The following is a 16058-nucleotide window of genomic DNA, read 5'->3' as shown; positions in this document are numbered from 1 at the left end:
AGTAATCAGATGGAGACTCTACTCCACCTGATTTAGAGCCCACCTATAGAGGTGGGGGTCTTAACCCGATAATACAACATCGGGGTAAAGAGAGAGTTAGGAGATAAGCGGAAATCTGGTTTCGAACACCGTTTGTGCCCGGCTGCTTTCAACCGTTATTTTGCCGCCGTTCATCTCTACAATGCTTTTGGTAATGGCCAACCCCAGGCCGGAGCCTCCGGACCGGGAGGATCTGGACTTCTCAGCCCGGTAGAACCTGTCGAATATACGGGGGAGGTCCTTCTCGGGAATCGGTTTCCCGTAATTAATGATTTGTACGACGGCTTCTTCCCCGTCCATACTGAGCCGGATATCGACATATTTCCCGTCACGGCCATAACGAATGGCATTCGATATCAGATTCTCGAAGGCCCGCACCAACTGATTGCCGTCCGCCTGGACAGACAGCTTCTCGCTGCTCGCCATCATGCGGTAGGTCATCCCGGCCTTGGTCAGGAGCGGGTTGAATTCTTCCGCGAGCTGTTTTAACAACCCGTTAAGATTTATGACCTGGGTCTCAAGCTGCGGACCTTTATCATGAATGGACGTATATTCAAACAAGTCGTCGATCAGCTTTTTCAATCTTAATGCTTTATCATACGCAATATTGGTGTAATAACGAAATTCGACTTCATCCTTGTAGCGGTCATTCTCAATCAATTCCAGATAACCGAGAATCGAGGTAAGCGGCGTGCGTAGATCATGGGAAACCCCCGTAATCAACTCATTCTTCGTCTTCTCGGCCAACCTTTCCTCTTCAATCGATTTCTTCAGCTGCTTGGTCATAGTGTTGATGGTTTCCGCGACCATCCCCAATTCATCCGATGATTTGGCGACAATCTCGTAAGACAAATTTCCCTTGGCTATCTCTTGCAATCCTTGAGTAATTTCCTCCAGATAACGGATAATTCTCTGGCTTAGGAGGAAGAAGAAGAACAGGAAGAGAATCCCGCCGCAGACTACCATAACGGGGATAGAGCCAATATTGTGCACCACCCACCTAACCGTGGAGTTATGAATAAGCAGGAGGGCCAGTTGATAGCATAAGAAAACAGTAATAGCCGAGAATGCCACGCTGAGGATGAATACAAATATAAACTTCCAGCGAACGGTGCGAATAAATTTATTTCTCATCTTGATCGCCTCCGGACCCTCCCCTCTTCCGCTATTCGATGGTGTAACCTATCCCCCAAACCGTCTTGATGTACTGCGGTTTGCTCGGGTCCTTCTCAATTTTCTCGCGAATTTTGCGAATATGAACCATCAGCGTATTATTGGCCTCAAAAAAGGGCTCGTTCCACACTTCCTCATAAATTTGCTCCATGCTCAATACGATTCCCCGGTTTCTGGCCAGCACCTCCAGAATGGAAAATTCTCTGGGGGTTAATCTCACTTCATTATGGTCAACGGTCACCTTATGCGTGGCAATATTGATGACTAAATCATCGATGATCATTTCGTTATCGTTCTTGGACGGCGACACATTGAGCTGCCTGTACCGGCGGAGCTGCGACTTGACCCTGGCCAGTATCTCTAGAGGACTGAAAGGCTTGGTCACATAATCGTCCGCCCCTATGCTCAGTCCGGTAATTTTATCGATTTCCCGGCCTTTGGCAGACAGCATTATGATAGGCATATGCTTCTCTTCCCGGATTTTCATACAGGCTTGAATCCCGTCCATGTTCGGCATCATGACATCCAGAATAATCAGATCGACATCATTCGTATTTAATAGCTCCAGAGCCTCTGCCCCGTCGCTGGCCTTCAACAGGCGATATCCTTCATTTTTCAAATATATCTCCAAGAGGTCTATAATTTCTTTCTCGTCATCCACAAGAAGAATCGTCCCTCCGAACATACTAAACCCTCCTCAGTTCCGGCCATTTATCCGTCTAGGCGTCAGGCGGATTCTCCCACTAATATAGCATTCCCATTATACGATATCTCTTAAAATATTCTTAAGGAGATAGCTGGAAATCGAATCGGGGCCAATTTCGAAAAACTCGGATGCCCATTATCTGGAAACGATATAGACTCCAACCAGAATAATGGCGATCCCCACCCAGCGCGTAATCGTGATCGTTTCTCCGAAAACCGGACCGGCCACAAGCAGCGCGAGGACATAGGCTATACTCTGAAGCGGATAAGCAACGCTTAAAGGTAATCGTGACAGCACGACAAACCATAACACCGTTGCCGTGCCGTAAAGCGCCAATCCTCCGTAGATGTAGAACGAGGTCGCTAATTTGGTCCAGATCAGCCCGCCTGCTTTTTGAAGTCCAAGCTTGAATAAGGTTTGACCCAGGACCAGCAGGACAATGTTGCCTAACAATATCCCGTAGCTCGTGAGATTTTTCATGCGAATCACCCGTTTCAATAATCTGTGAAATCTCACTTAATATAGCACTCTAGCTGCAAGGGATCCCTTAAAATATTCTTAAGGGAGACTGTTAATATAATTGTCCAACGCCAAAAAGGCCGCCTGTTAAAGTCAGCCCTCTTGGTCATCCGATTGTTAAATTATGTGCCTATATTACACCCGGAATCGCCCGTAACCTTCCGTTCCGGCAATATTCGCTCATGGAATCATACCGTCAGGCTGTCCGGCCGTATAATTTCCTCGAGAAATTGAAACGTTCTGCGCAAATATTCCTCAGGATGGGTGCGGAAAATCATCTCATGAGGGGCATCCGGCAGCAGCCAGAGCTTGGTCCTGGGCTCATCCTTCTGATTCTCATAAAACCGGGTTATCGTTTCATAAGGGGCCTTATCGTCCTGTTCGCTATGAACCAATAAGATCGGTATGGGATAGGACGTCTGATTCACCGTCCGATAGGGCACTTCCTTGAAGCTATGTCCATTAAACACGGGAAGAAACATGCTGACCAAAGCAATGGATGGGAAACGGGGAAGCAGGCTGGCCTGCTGCTTGATATTGAAAAACATCGTTTCCGGGTCCAGAATAAAGGTGCTGTCCAATATCATTCCATCAATCAAGTCGGTATTAAGAGCCGCTTGAAGGGCTGTACCGGCTCCCATGGAGAAGCCCCATATAAAAACGTGCTCGGCCCCCCTTTGTTTCACATAGTTAACCGCTCCGAGAAGCTCCTGAGTCTCAACGATCCCTCCGGTAAATGGCCGGTCCGGGTGGACAAACCCATAGTCAAACATCAGCACATTATATTGGTGCCGATTGATTTCGGCCGCCAATTCGTAGCTTGGAACCCAAGGCTCTTCCCGGTTCGTTCCGTACCCATGGGACAAAATGACGGTGGTCGCGGAGGAGCCCGGAATAAACCAGCCATCGACTATCCGCGATTCATTGGCACTGGGGAATTGAACTTCCTCATAAGGCAAGCCGACGGCCTGCAGGGGATTTGACTGTAGCGGAGGGATAACCGGTCTGGCCAGAACCCATGCAATATAAGCGTAGAAACCAAGTACTGCACTAACAATGACTATACCAATCAAGGACAGGCTCAAATATAGCCACTTAAACCGATTAAAGCGATTAGACCGATTAGACGAAACCGTCGGACTGGTAGCGCTTTCAGGAAACAGGGGTGTTGATGAAATAACCGGTGTCGAGTTCATGTTGTCGCCTCCCGTAGTATGACATGATGAAAAATTATGCGAATAATGAATTTATTTCATTATACTATTTAATATTTTCGACAAATAGTACTTTTGGATTACATGATTATTAAGCTTATATTACAGGGACGTAACAAACACAAACGGACACTGATGGAATAAGACAGCCCGCATAGGCAGGGATTTAAGGGAATCTCGTCCATAAACCTATAGTTCATCTTGGTTTAATAGAGGTATGTGCCATGTAAATGAGATAAGATTATATGCGGAAAATGTACCATGTATTACTAATTAACCCATTAAAATCTAAACTTTAGTCTAAGTATTTTGTCCTACTCCGGTTTTGTCCGGGGAACAGCCCGTATCTTCCGTATCCGGAGGATGACTTGACAAGAACATCACTTTGCGGCCCGCCTGACGGTACCGCTTGAAGGTACCGGTGACATCTTTTCCGGAAGGGAAAATTCGTCTATTTTACCGTCTGCAGGCATCGTTACAAGCGGAGCGGCACATCTAACTGTATTTTGTACAGGTAGATTCAAGCGAATGGGCGAAAATGATCAAACTAACTGGATAAACTACAGTTAAAATGGGCAACTTTGGGCGAAACGGCTGTTTTGGCGCAAACTAACTGTAGGTTTTCCAGTTAGTTTCCATATTTCTTCCGAATATAGAAATCTAACTGTATGAAAGAGGCTGTCGATTTAATGTGGACACATTTTATTAATTACAAAATCGCCTCTAAATCGCCCTCTTATACGGATTTTTAATGCAGGTAAATCTCTTGTCGAAAAGAAAATCGATCTGAGGGCATTTGAGAAGCAAGTTAGAAAACTGTCCACAGTTAATAGACAGCCTCAAAACTGCAGTTAGTTTGTACAAAAAAGGCGATTTCAGCAAAAAACCTTGATTCTAAATGTATTTTCTCCATTTACTTCAATGACTTTCCACCCTTCGCTTGAATTTACCTACATAAAATACAGTTAAATCATCTTTACCAATCAAAAAAACAGCCGCTGCCGGACGATCTCCGACAGCAGCCGCTGTATATACCCAAGCGATCTCGATCTGAAGCTATAAGCTGCCTATACACAGCCTAGCAGAAATATCAAGTAATCCCGGTCATTACTTGGCATCATCACACGCCTACAGCCAGGATTCAATATCCTCCTCATCGATTTCGTCATCGATCGGCACTTCCGCGTTTTCTCCGCTCGCAGCCGGATCGACATCAACCTGAGGCGGAACCGCCGATGCATCGGCCGGTTCGGAAGCGATCTCCTCCGGAGTCCGCTTGCCCCCTAACGATTCCCCTGAGGGCGATTCTCCGGAAGGCGCCCCGTCGTGCTCCGCTTCGACCGGCATCGCCTCCTCTACCGCCTGCCCGACAGGCGGATACACCGTCTCCGCCGCCGCGGCTGTCTCCATGCTGGCACCGGGATGGAGAGCCCCCATGGAAACGGCCATCGCAGAGGGCGCCGGAATAACGCCTAACGCCCTCTCGGCGGGAATATAATTTTGCAGATTGCGGACCCCGTTCTCTCTGATCTCGTTCTCTATCAAATAACGGATTGAATCCATCAGATTCGTCTGGCTGTTTATCCAGTCGATAATCGCGGGCGCCTCGTTCTTCTTCGTCTTCAAGCTGATATTGTCGCCGGGCTTCTTCAGCTTCTTCATAGATGATCACCCCTTTGGAGCGCCATACATCATGCAGTGCAGAGCCTCCGCATGGGATTAGACGGCTTTTTTCGCTTTACTCTTTAAGGCATCGTAGATTTTGCCGCGGACGAATGCATCCAGTCCCTGAGCATTCATGGTCACGGCATACTGTGCGGGAATATACAGAAGCTGAATTTCCCGCTCGTCACACAGCTCCTTCAGCATGGGATAGAGAATGGAGCGCATAAGAATGCTGCCTCCGCCATAGACACAGATGATATCTATTTCGTTCCTCGCCTTCGTAAGCTGCTTGCGGATATTCTGGATAATGTGGCGGGATTGCCCTTCCAGCGGTCTCTTCAGCGTCTTCATCGCGCGGGCATGATACTTGTGTCTCGGATTTTTGATCACATCGCTGAAGAATTGGCGGGGACTGTCCGGAAGATGGATTAGCCGGTTGAACTCGTCCAACGCCTCTTCGATGGCATAACCCGCTCCATGGTTGCTTCCATGAATAAATTGACGCAGAAATTTATTGCCTTCTGTTATCGGGTACTCGGTCGATCCGTCTCCGATATCGATATGGAGAATTCTCTTATCCTTGAAATAAGAGCCGTTGAACTTCTTGTCCAATCCGTAGGTTTCAACAAATTCTTTGAAAATGTCGCCTTCACGCCAGTTGCCTTCCGTATCCTTCTGAAGCGCGAACGTTACCGGAGTCGCTTCCGGAATAGCTTTCGCATAGACGAAGACAAGCTTGACCGCCACCCGCTGCTTGCCCAGATGAACCGTGACATGATGCGGACCGTTCGTAAACCTTTTCTCAAACTTGGAGGAGCTTTCGTCCGTATGCTGCGTAATCGGCAGCGCCGTCGCCATGTCTACCTGCACTTCCAGATTTTCGACGATCTTCTTCTCTTCCTCGTAAGCCCTCTGTACGGCTACGGCAGCAATCTGTCCCAGAGTATTCACCAGCGGAAGATCGACATCGCTCTTGCGGTCGAGTCCTACCTGCATATTCTCGATCAATTCGCCGCTCTCCAGAGCGAATTTGCCTATGTAATACATTCCCGGACGGGCGGATGGGGAATCGATCGTTACGATCAGCTGATCCTGAAGATTCTTGATAAAGCTTTCCGGAGCCTGCTCCTCACTCCACGGCAGCCGATCTACGGTGCAGTTTACGTTGGGCTGCTGAATCAGTTTCCCGTCGACGATAATATCATGCTCGCTGTTCCCGTTGTCATTTCCTACGAAAAAATGAAATTGCATGTTTGCTGCTCCTCCTCTTCTCTTCTTACCGATCCGCCTTCCGGGCGAATCGCAGTTTTATGAATGTATAGAGTGCTTCCACCAACACTGTCCCTCGGGGACCCGTTAACTGTTCATTTCGACATTACGACCATTACATAATCATCTGAACTCTGGTGACTGGACAAAGCGGCGTACCATAAATATTCGATTTCCGTATCGAATTTCCTGCCGTCATCCTCATTTCAGTCAATTTGTACTATTTGGTAATACCAAAAGAGGCGTTTTTCAGTCACCATTATACAGCAGCGGTCAGAATGTTGCATCTTTCGCGTCCGTTCGCCCTGCGGCGCTCCTCGAACTTGCGAATTCTGTCTCCCAAACTGGACATTTTCGGGGCGGGAGCCTACAATTCTTGTAGTATACGATAACGAAGGGGGAGCTGAACGATGACCACCATACCGTCAAGACGAACGGAGATTCTCCGTCTTGCGGCGGAAACCGCCTTAACACTGCCCGTTCTGCCATCCGGATTCTGGTTTCATAAAGATATTCGCGACAACCTGTTCTACGCTCTGCATCTGCATCTGGCTGCCTGCAGGGAGGACATCCCTCTTGCCGCAGACCGCCAAACGGCCAAAGATACAGCGGAAAATATGCTGCTTCGGGTATTAAGGCTGCAGCAGCGCGATCCGGAAGCCGAGCGGTACGGACATTGGCCGCTGAATTTAGGGAACGATCCCCAGTCAGCCCCGGCGCATCCCTTGCCGGCGGAGCTTGTCGGAAACATATTAAGCCTGTATTATGTGAAGTTTCAGGCCTATCTAAGCGATGCCTTGAAGGATGAGCTGAAGACCAGCCTGACCCATCTTCACCGCAGCAAAATATACGACGTTCCTCAGCAGGCCTTCCATCACCATGAAGCCAAGCTGTTTAACATGAAAGTTACGCTGGGAGCCGGCCTCGGAGATTCCGAATTAGCAGAAGACGGACATCGGAATCTGCAGGCTATTCTCCATAGGCTGACCAGCCGGGGATTTCAGGAGTACGGCTGTCTGCCCTGGTTCTGGCATTGGGTCCAGGCTTTCACATGCACATGGGAAATCACCGAGGATCCGCAAATCCGGCAAACGGCCGCCCGCGTCCTGGAATGGCTGTGGACCTACCGGGCCAAATGCTACCTGCAAGGGGCATGGATCGGTCCCCGCTCCCGTTCCTTGGCTAACGATGCTCCGGCGGACCGAAATTATATTGCCGATTACATACAATTCGGCGATTTCTCCCTGCCATCCGCCATCTATCGTCTCGAAGGCTTCGCCTTGTTCGATTATGAGGTGCCCGCGGAGATTGCAGCGGCGGCCCGCAGCGGGGAGACGTCGGAATGGAACTTCACCGTTCCTCCGCATCCCCATACGGCCAACGATCAGCCTCTGCATCAGTTCATCTATCGGACAGAGCAGTTCGCTGTCGGCGGCGTCTACGAAAGAGTCGAGGAATTCGACAACGAACAGATCCGCTGGGCCGTTTCTTTGCCGATCCGCAAGGATGCCTCCGCCAATCAGCTCTACTTCTTCCATCCCGGCAAGCATTATAAGCCGGGCGATCTGCGGCATGCGAGCGATTTCGGCGAAATCCTGCTTCACCGCCAGACTGCAGCCGCACTATACCCGGTTCCGGCCGGAGAAGACGGAACGATCGTCGGCGCCCTGCCTTTAGGCGAGTGGACCACCCGCGGCAACGATTGGTTCGGATCGGTGGACGATGTTTACTTCGCCGTTTTCCTGGCCCGTCCCGCTACTGCCACGATCGGTTCGGACAAGCTTGCCCTGACGTGCTCCGGGTCCGACAACGGCGTTGTTGTGGAAGTCGCAAGCCGGGAAGAAGCCGCGGCCCAGGAGATCACTACCCTGGAGCAATGGGCGGAACGGCTCGCCGCCCGGCGCCCGCAGTTTGCCGGCCGCGGGGAGCAGGGCTGCTCGGTCTCTTACCGCACCTTCCAGGGAACAGAGCTTCTGCTGAATGTTCCGGCCGGTGGCGGTACCCCGGAGCGCAAAATCAACAGCAGCGATTTGTCCTTCGATCGGTTCGAGCCGATCGCACGAATGGCAGTCACTTGCTCTTCCTAGGAAATAACCCATTAAAGCTGGAGAAGGTCAGCATTTATGCTCCCCTCTCCAGCTTTTCGTTTAACGAGCATTGTAGATAAATACAAGTGCGGCAATCTTCCCTTTACTGTTCGTACAGATCGCTTAAATTGAACAGTCAGCACAGCGCAACGGGTTTCACCGAACCTTCAAAAAATATTGACATGTATGGTACATGTCCTATAATAAAGGTGAAAGTTCTTCATAATTTTTACAAACGAAGGGGGCACCCACCCCCTTTTTCTCCCCTACATAGTGAAGCGCTTTCAAATACAGAGAGAAAAGGAGGCGTTCTTTGTCCTAATCGGGCTGCAGACCCTTTTGGCAATACACATAAAAGGAGGTATGAACATGAAACTGTTTTTTCTTCGAAAGCCGGTAATCCTTATCTTGACCGCCCTGATCATCGGGACTATACCAACACACGGATTCGCAGCGGAAGACAATCCTCCCGCCGGGGATACTTTGACCTATTCCTTCAAGCAGCTCGGGCTTCCCGGACAAACGACGCAGCCTGGATGGAATGTGGTCGGAGATGCCAACGCCGCCCCCAAGCTGGTCCCCCAAATCTATGGAGTACAGATGCAATCTTCACTGAATTATCCGACCCGTTCCTTCGAATTCGAAGTTCCGGAGGACGGAAAGTACTGGATCCGCTTTAGCGGTTATTGGAGCCCCAACGGGGGAACTGCCGACCTTTCGGTGGACGGAGACTCAATCGGCCGATACAGCTTCTACAGTGTAACCGGCGGCTATGGACCGCTCGTCTCCATGGACACCATACCCCTTACTTCCGGCAAGCATGTGTTTACCCTGAAGGTAACGGACAAGGGCAATGGCCTGGGGAACGGAAACGGCTATTACCTATACCCCAGCGAGTTGATTCTGCTGAATACCGACCGGGTGACGAGCAGCAAGACCCGCAGCACCGTCTATACGCCCGAGAAAATGGCTGCCGCCCGTCAGAACGTCGAACGATTCGCCTGGGCGAAAAGTGCAAGAGACGCGGCCGTCAGCCGTGCCGAAGAATACTTGAAGCTCGGTTACGAGCGATTATGGGAGCTGGTCCCTCCCCAATCACTGCCCAGAAGCTACAATACGAATCAATTCGAGGGCAACTTGAGTCCGGTAACGGGAGAGGCTCTGAAAGAGCTGGGCAACTATCCCTGGGGCGGCGACCCGGTGAATGAACCGTGGAAAATTACCGATCCGACAAGCGGTTACAAGTTCCCCACGAACGATTTCGGGGCCTACTACAGAAGCGGGCTGGACGAGCATGGCATCTTTGATCCGAAGAAAGCCGACCGCAGTCTCCTTGTTAACACGCTGTATCCCGAGAAAGGCCCGGATTGGGGAGTAGACGACGGATTCGGGTGGGTAGATCCGGAAACCGGAAAGCGCTATACGTTCATTGCTTATTATACCCATTGGTTTTTATGGATGGGCGGCAACGGCACGGCAGTTATTCCGAACGCCTTGAATTCATTCCGGGACGCTTATATTTATACCGGAGATATGAAGTATGCCCGGGCCGGCATCATTCTGCTGGACCGGATTGCGGACATCTATCCGAGTATGGATCTGTCCGCTCACGACAGTAACGTCTATTTGAACTCGCATGGCGGGGTTGTGGCCGGCAAAGCTACCGGCTCCATCTGGGAAACCGCGGTGATCAAAGATTATGTTAACGCTTATGATGCTTTCTTCAGCGCGATCGATGATCCCGAGACGATCTCTTTCTTGAGAGCCAAAGGGGAACAATACCGGCTTCCGCTCAAGACGAGCGCCGTCGGCATAAGGAGAAATATCGAGGACGGCATTCTAAGACAGGTTTACCCGGCTGTCCAGAGATCGCAAATTCGCGGCAACAACGGTTACCATCAGAGCGCACTGGCGCTGGCGGCAGTCGTTCATGACACACTTCCGGAAACGAAAGAATGGCTGGATTTCACCTTCCAGGCCGGAGGCTTGGTCAATAGAATTCCGTACACAGTAACCGGCGGCAACATTCTGGTGAGCATGGTTAACGATGTCGACCGCGACGGCCACGGCAACGAAGCCGCACCCGGCTATAATGCATCATGGATCAATCCTTACATGCTCGTCGCGGATATTTTGCGCGGATATGACAAATATCCGGCTGCGGATTTATATCAGAACGTCAAATTTCAGAAAATGTACTCTTCCATGATCCCTCTCACCATGATCGAAAGATACACGCCACAAATCGGGGATTCGGGAACGACGGGCAATCCGGGCTTGAATCTGAGCCGGATTCTGGCGCTTAAAGCCTTCGAAGTATACGGCGATCCCATCTTCGCACAAGTGGTCTATTTTCTTAATAATAATCGGACGGAAGGAATCCATGGCGATATTTTCTCGGCCGACCCCGAGAAGATTGCCGCAGATATTGAAGCAGTCATCGCCCAGCACGGACCTCTGAATTTGGACAGCGTCAACTTGACCGGGTACGGATTTACGGCTCTCCGGGACGGCATCAAGGCCAAATTCGACTTCGGCGTGCCGTATTCGTTCCCGCTGATGCCGGTTTCGGAAACCAACAAAGATTACAAGCTGTTTGAAGCGACCAACGTGCTGCAGTTTGAAGCTACCGCTCCGGGGGACTATATCACCTTTGACTTTGAAGTAACCGAAGACGATGAATATGAACTTAGCCTTAAGCCGCTTCATGGAGCCACCTATGGAAAATATGCCGTTAAAATCGATGGAAGCCGGGTTGCAGAATTCGACTTCTTCGGTTCCGGAAGCGAGCATGAAGCGATAGCCAAAATTCCTCTGACGGCCGGAACGCACACGATCACTTTTGAATGCATCGGCAAGAACGAAGCGGCTACGGGGTACAAGGCCGGGCTGATCGAAATGTCACTGCTGGACGCCGAAGAACAAGCCCGCCGGGACGATACCTACAAGGATACTTCCCGGGACACATGGATGTACTACGGCCGGAATGGCGGACACGGCCATAGAGATACGCTCAACCTGGGACTTCATGCGTTCGGACTGGACCTGCTGCCGGAACTGGGTTACCCGGAGCAAGCGAACGCTACCGACAAGCACCGTCATGAATGGATGAATAATACGATCAGCCACAACACGGTCATGGTCGACAGATCCAAGCAGAACGTCCAATGGGTATCTCAACCCAAGCATTATGACGATGCGGATAGGATCCAGTTAATAGATGTGGAAGCTCCCAAAGTTTATCCGCAAACCGAGCTGTACAGACGGACAACCGCGATGATTCGCGTGGATGATGAGAACTCTTATGCGATCGATTTCTTCCGCGTCAAGGGCGGCAGCGAGCATCACTTCAGCTTCCACGCGGCAGAAGGCCCGGTATCGACCGAGGGGTTGAACTTGACCGCTCAACCGTCCGGCACTTATGCGGGACCCGATGTACCGTTCGGCGAAAGACCCGCCGACGACAGCGTCCCCGGGACACAGTATATGGGACCTGGCTTTCACTGGCTTAAAAATGTGGAGCGGGACAACAATCCTTCCGCTCAATTCAGTCTCGATTGGGATGTCACAGATACATGGAAGGTACTCCAAACGGAGGAAGACATCCATCTCCGCCTGACGATGCTCGGCGAGATCGACGATGTCGCACTTGCGGACGGCGTGCCGCCCCGGAATAAACCGGGCAACCCCAAATCGCTGAAATATATGATCGCCCACCGGAGCGGCGAACAGTTGAGCAGCCTATTCACATCGGTTATCGAGCCTTATAAGGACAACCGGTTTATCCGATCCATATCCCCGGTTTCCGTCCATGCCGACGGCGTCCCCGCAGATGATCCGAACGGTATCGAAGTTAAAGCCGTTAAAGTGGAACTGGCGAACGGCCGTACCGATTACATCGTCAGCGCTCTGGATTCGGGCACAAGGTACACAATAGACGGCAAGCTGGAGTTCCAGGGCTTCTTCGGAGTATACTCCGAACAGGACGGCCGGCATATATACTCTTATGTGAACGACGGAACCGCCTTCCATCCCATCGGTAAGACCGATTTGACCACGGATGTCGGCGCTGTCTCCGGAACGGTCACCGACTTTACCAAAGAGATGTCGCTGCAGAACAGCATCACCGTACAGCTTGATAGAGCGGATGCCCGGGCGGAGGAATGGGTGGGACGGACTATTTTCATCGAAAATGACGGAACCCGCAATGCCGCTTATACCATTAAAGGAGTGATCCCGCTCGGCGGCCCGTCTTACCGGTTGGACATCGGAGATGCGACGACTATCCGCTCCTTCGTCGACAATAGCGATTTCAGCAAAGGGTACGTATATGATCTTGAAGCCGGAGCCTCCTTCCGGATTCCGCTGTCGGCTTCCTGGGAGCTTCCGTCGGCTACGGTCGATTCCATGATACGGCTGACGGATGAGTATATTGCCGAGGAAGCGGTAAGAGGGCCGCTTGCGAATCAACTGCGGAACAGCCTTCGGCAGGCGCAGCATCATCAGCTTAAGGGGGATACCGTGCAAGCGGCCAAGCATATGGAAAATTTCTTGAAACATATAAACAACGAGCCTATGCAGGAACACATAACTCCCCAAGCTAAGAGTGCGCTGGTACGAGACGCCCAAGAGGTAATCGCCTCGCTCCTGCCGTCTTGAACCACTACTCGACACAAAGAACCCGAGACTGTTCTCGGGTTCTTTACTAATTATGTGTAAATTAAGGATTGCACAGGAATTCTCTAGGCCTCTCCCTGTCGAATAGGTTTTGAATGCCGACCTGCAGCTTCCTTGGCTTCAGAGCAGCGGAGACAGCAGACGCGCCGCCGATTCCATAAATCGGACGAGCCATTTTTTCGAGAACTTTTCTTTAACGATTCGGGTTGAATCTTGAAGATCGGCTTGAAAATCAGAGACGAGCGTACGCGTGCTTTCCGTTTGATAAATAAACGCATTGACTTCAAAGTTCAGATGGAAGCTCCGCATATCCATGTTGGCCGTGCCGATCGAAGCCATTTCCCCGTCGATGATCAAGATTTTGGAATGCATGAACCCTTTCTCGTACTCGTAAATTTGCACTCCGGCCTCCAACAGCTCCGGGAAGTAGGAATGTGAAGCAAGATAAGGAATCCACTTGTCCGGCTTCTTCGGGAACAGAATCTTGACGTCGATCTTGGACAAGGCCGCCACCTGCAAAGCCGTATAGATGTCGTCATCCGGTATAAAATAAGGGGTGGCAATCCAAATCGACCGCTTCGCAGATGTAATCATCGCGAAGAACAGGCTCTTCATCGTCTTCCACTCACTATCCGGCCCGCTGGCAATCATCTGAACGGCGCCGTCCCCCGGCCTCTCCGTCAGCGTAGGCGATAGATACTCGGGGTTCATATGCGCTTCTCCCGTCATGTAGAGCCAATCCTGGAGAAAGATGATCTGCAGCGTGCGCACCGCTTCCCCCCGGACGAGCATATGAGTATCCCGCCAAAATCCGTACGTCGCGCTGCGGCTTAAATATTCATCCCCGACGTTTAAACCGCCGGTAAACCCGACCTCTCCATCGATGACTACGATTTTACGATGATTTCGGAAGTTCACCTTATTCGACAGCAGCGGGAAGTAAACCGGAGAGAAGGCGACAACCTGTACCCCGGCCCGTCTCATTTCGTCGAGAAAAGATTCCGGCAGCTTCAAGCTTCCCACCGCGTCATACAGAAAGCGCACCTCCACCCCGGCCTTCGCTTTCTCGATCAGAATCTGCTGGATTTGCGTTCCGATTTCATCGTCCCTATAAATATAGTATTCCATATGTATATGATGGACAGCCTTGTTCAGCTCTCTTAAAATGGCGGAAAAGGTCGCTTCTCCGTTAGTCAGAATCTCCGTCCGGGTAGAGAAAGAGATAGGGCTCTTCGCCATCGTCTGGGACAAGCGAAACAGCCTCTGCAGACTCTCCGGAAATTCGGACAGCTTATGATGATTGGCCAGTGCGCGGTTTTCTATGAACGCATAGGCTTGTGCGTCTCGCAGCGCCTTTTGGTTATAGTTCTTACGTTTCCTATAGTTCTGACCGAACAATAAATAGAAAAGAAACCCTACAATAGGGACCAGCGCCAGCACCAGTATCCATGCTACCGTACTGGACGGGTGTCTGTTCTCCATAAAAATAACGAGTCCGACGAATAGAACCGCGAGTGACATCGTCACGCTGAAAAAAGTGGCGAAAAATTGACTGAACCGCAGCAGGGCGCTGCCAAAATATAAATTCAAATAATAAAGCAGAACCAAAACAATAATCATCAGAATAATGATTTGAATAGAACGCTTCATTCGCTTCCCCCGTCTTCCGGTGCACCAGTAATATATGCTTCTTAATTATAACCCAACTTGTCGAGAAATAACGTAATTTGGCAAAAATACCGGGGCTTTCGGACAAGTCGGGAAGGCTGCGGTCTTATATGCCTTAACCGAAACAAAGCCTGTCTCCTTTCCATTTAAGAGGAGGAGCCTCCTTTCAATGCTTGGAGCACGATTCTCTCCAGCCAGCGCCACGGCAGCAGCATTCGCCCTGCACGAAGCAGCAGCGAGCCTCTGCCTATCGGGTAGCGAAGCCTCGGGCTGCGCTTGCGGGCTGCCTTGACGACCGCTCTGGCGACCTGCTCGGGACCCGGTGCCGTCTCGGCTGTCCGGCGAGAGAAGCGCAGCACGGCTTCCATCCATGGCCTGTATGGCGATTCGGGCCGAATGTTGATGGCCTCGAATCCTTTGTTCCAAATGGCCGTCCGGTAAGCACCCGGCTCGATCAGCACGACATGGACGCCATACGGGAGCATCTCCAGCCTTAACGCTTCGCTGAACCCTTCCAAGGCGAACTTGGATGCGGCATACGGTGCGTATCCCGGCAATCCGAACCGTCCGCTTATGCTGCTCATGTTTATGATCTTTCCCCGGCCCCGTTCGCGCATTGAGGGAAGGACCGCTTTCGTTAACGAGAGGGCTCCGAAGAAATTCGTTTCGAACTGGCTGCGCCATTCCTCCAGCGGAACCTCCTCGGCGTATCCCCCACATGCGTATCCGGCATTATTGACCAGCAAATCTATACACCCGTACTGGCGAACCGTCTCTCCAACGACCGCTTCGGCCTGGATGGCATCCGTTACGTCCAGAGTGCGGATATGAATGGCTGAGGACACCTCTTCCCCCGCTTCCTCCGCCTTCCGCAGCAGCTCGCTTCCCCTGGACGGGTCTCTCATCGTGGCGATCACCGTGTACCCTTCCTTAGCCAGCAGGATACAGGTATGCAATCCGAAGCCGCTGGAGCTTCCCGTCACTATCGCCACCGGACGCTCGTCCGCACCCTTCCTGTTCATCCCGACACCGCCTTTCTCC

10 protein-coding genes are annotated in these 16058 nt (G+C 51.2%); 2 read left to right on the top strand and 8 right to left on the bottom strand.

From position 1 onward, the window contains the following. Positions 1-96: 96 nt before the first annotated feature. The 6 genes from FS806_RS09365 to FS806_RS09340 all read right to left on the bottom strand — a co-directional run bounded on the left by FS806_RS09365 (position 97) and on the right by FS806_RS09340 (position 6567). The gene (locus FS806_RS09365) at positions 97-1173 is read right to left on the bottom strand and encodes a sensor histidine kinase (protein WP_144934956.1); all 1077 of its coding nucleotides are present in this window, start codon (positions 1171-1173) and stop codon (positions 97-99) included. A 31-nt stretch (positions 1174-1204) separates the two neighbouring features. Continuing rightward, a complete protein-coding gene (locus FS806_RS09360) occupies positions 1205-1897 on the bottom strand; it encodes a response regulator transcription factor (RefSeq protein WP_144934953.1) in 693 nt (230 codons plus the stop codon). Positions 1898-2053: 156 nt separating this feature from the next. Then, the gene (locus tag FS806_RS09355; RefSeq protein WP_260982038.1) at positions 2054-2434 is read right to left on the bottom strand and encodes an EamA family transporter; all 381 of its coding nucleotides are present in this window, start codon (positions 2432-2434) and stop codon (positions 2054-2056) included. 191 nt (positions 2435-2625) lie between these two features. Continuing rightward, complete coding sequence (locus FS806_RS09350; protein WP_144934947.1) at positions 2626-3633, bottom strand: alpha/beta hydrolase; 1008 nt, start codon at positions 3631-3633, stop codon at positions 2626-2628. A 1146-nt stretch (positions 3634-4779) separates the two neighbouring features. Next, positions 4780-5313 (bottom strand): hypothetical protein, encoded by a 534-nt coding sequence (locus tag FS806_RS26660; RefSeq protein ID WP_260982037.1) that lies wholly within the window; start codon positions 5311-5313, stop codon positions 4780-4782. Positions 5314-5370: 57 nt separating this feature from the next. Then, positions 5371-6567 carry a ParM/StbA family protein gene (locus tag FS806_RS09340; protein WP_144934944.1) on the bottom strand — a complete coding sequence of 399 codons (1197 nt, stop codon included), beginning with the start codon at positions 6565-6567 and terminating at the stop codon, positions 5371-5373. A 428-nt stretch (positions 6568-6995) separates the two neighbouring features. On the opposite strand from FS806_RS09340, the gene FS806_RS09335 reads away from it, so the two are divergent. Together FS806_RS09335 and FS806_RS09330 are read left to right on the top strand one after the other, a co-directional pair. Further along, positions 6996-8672, top strand: coding sequence for a hypothetical protein (locus FS806_RS09335; protein WP_144934941.1), 1677 nt, complete (start codon positions 6996-6998; stop codon positions 8670-8672). Positions 8673-9041: 369 nt separating this feature from the next. Beyond that, a complete protein-coding gene (locus FS806_RS09330; RefSeq protein WP_186328293.1) occupies positions 9042-13331 on the top strand; it encodes an FIMAH domain-containing protein in 4290 nt (1429 codons plus the stop codon). A gap of 138 nt (positions 13332-13469) precedes the next feature. Here FS806_RS09330 and cls read toward each other — a convergent pair whose 3' ends face one another. Both cls and FS806_RS09320 read right to left on the bottom strand, forming a co-directional pair. Beyond that, positions 13470-14999: a cardiolipin synthase gene (cls, locus tag FS806_RS09325; RefSeq protein WP_144934935.1), complete on the bottom strand. Its 1530-nt coding sequence runs from the start codon at positions 14997-14999 to the stop codon at positions 13470-13472. Between the two features lie 164 nt (positions 15000-15163). Beyond that, on the bottom strand, positions 15164-16039 hold the full coding sequence (locus FS806_RS09320; protein ID WP_144934931.1) for an SDR family oxidoreductase: 876 nt from the start codon (positions 16037-16039) through the stop codon (positions 15164-15166). Positions 16040-16058: the final 19 nt, after the last annotated feature.

Source organism: Paenibacillus sp. 32O-W (genome assembly GCF_007679495.1).
Lineage (GTDB): Bacteria > Bacillota > Bacilli > Paenibacillales > NBRC-103111 > Paenibacillus_L > Paenibacillus_L residui.
This window is presented reverse-complemented; position numbering and strand designations above follow the sequence as displayed.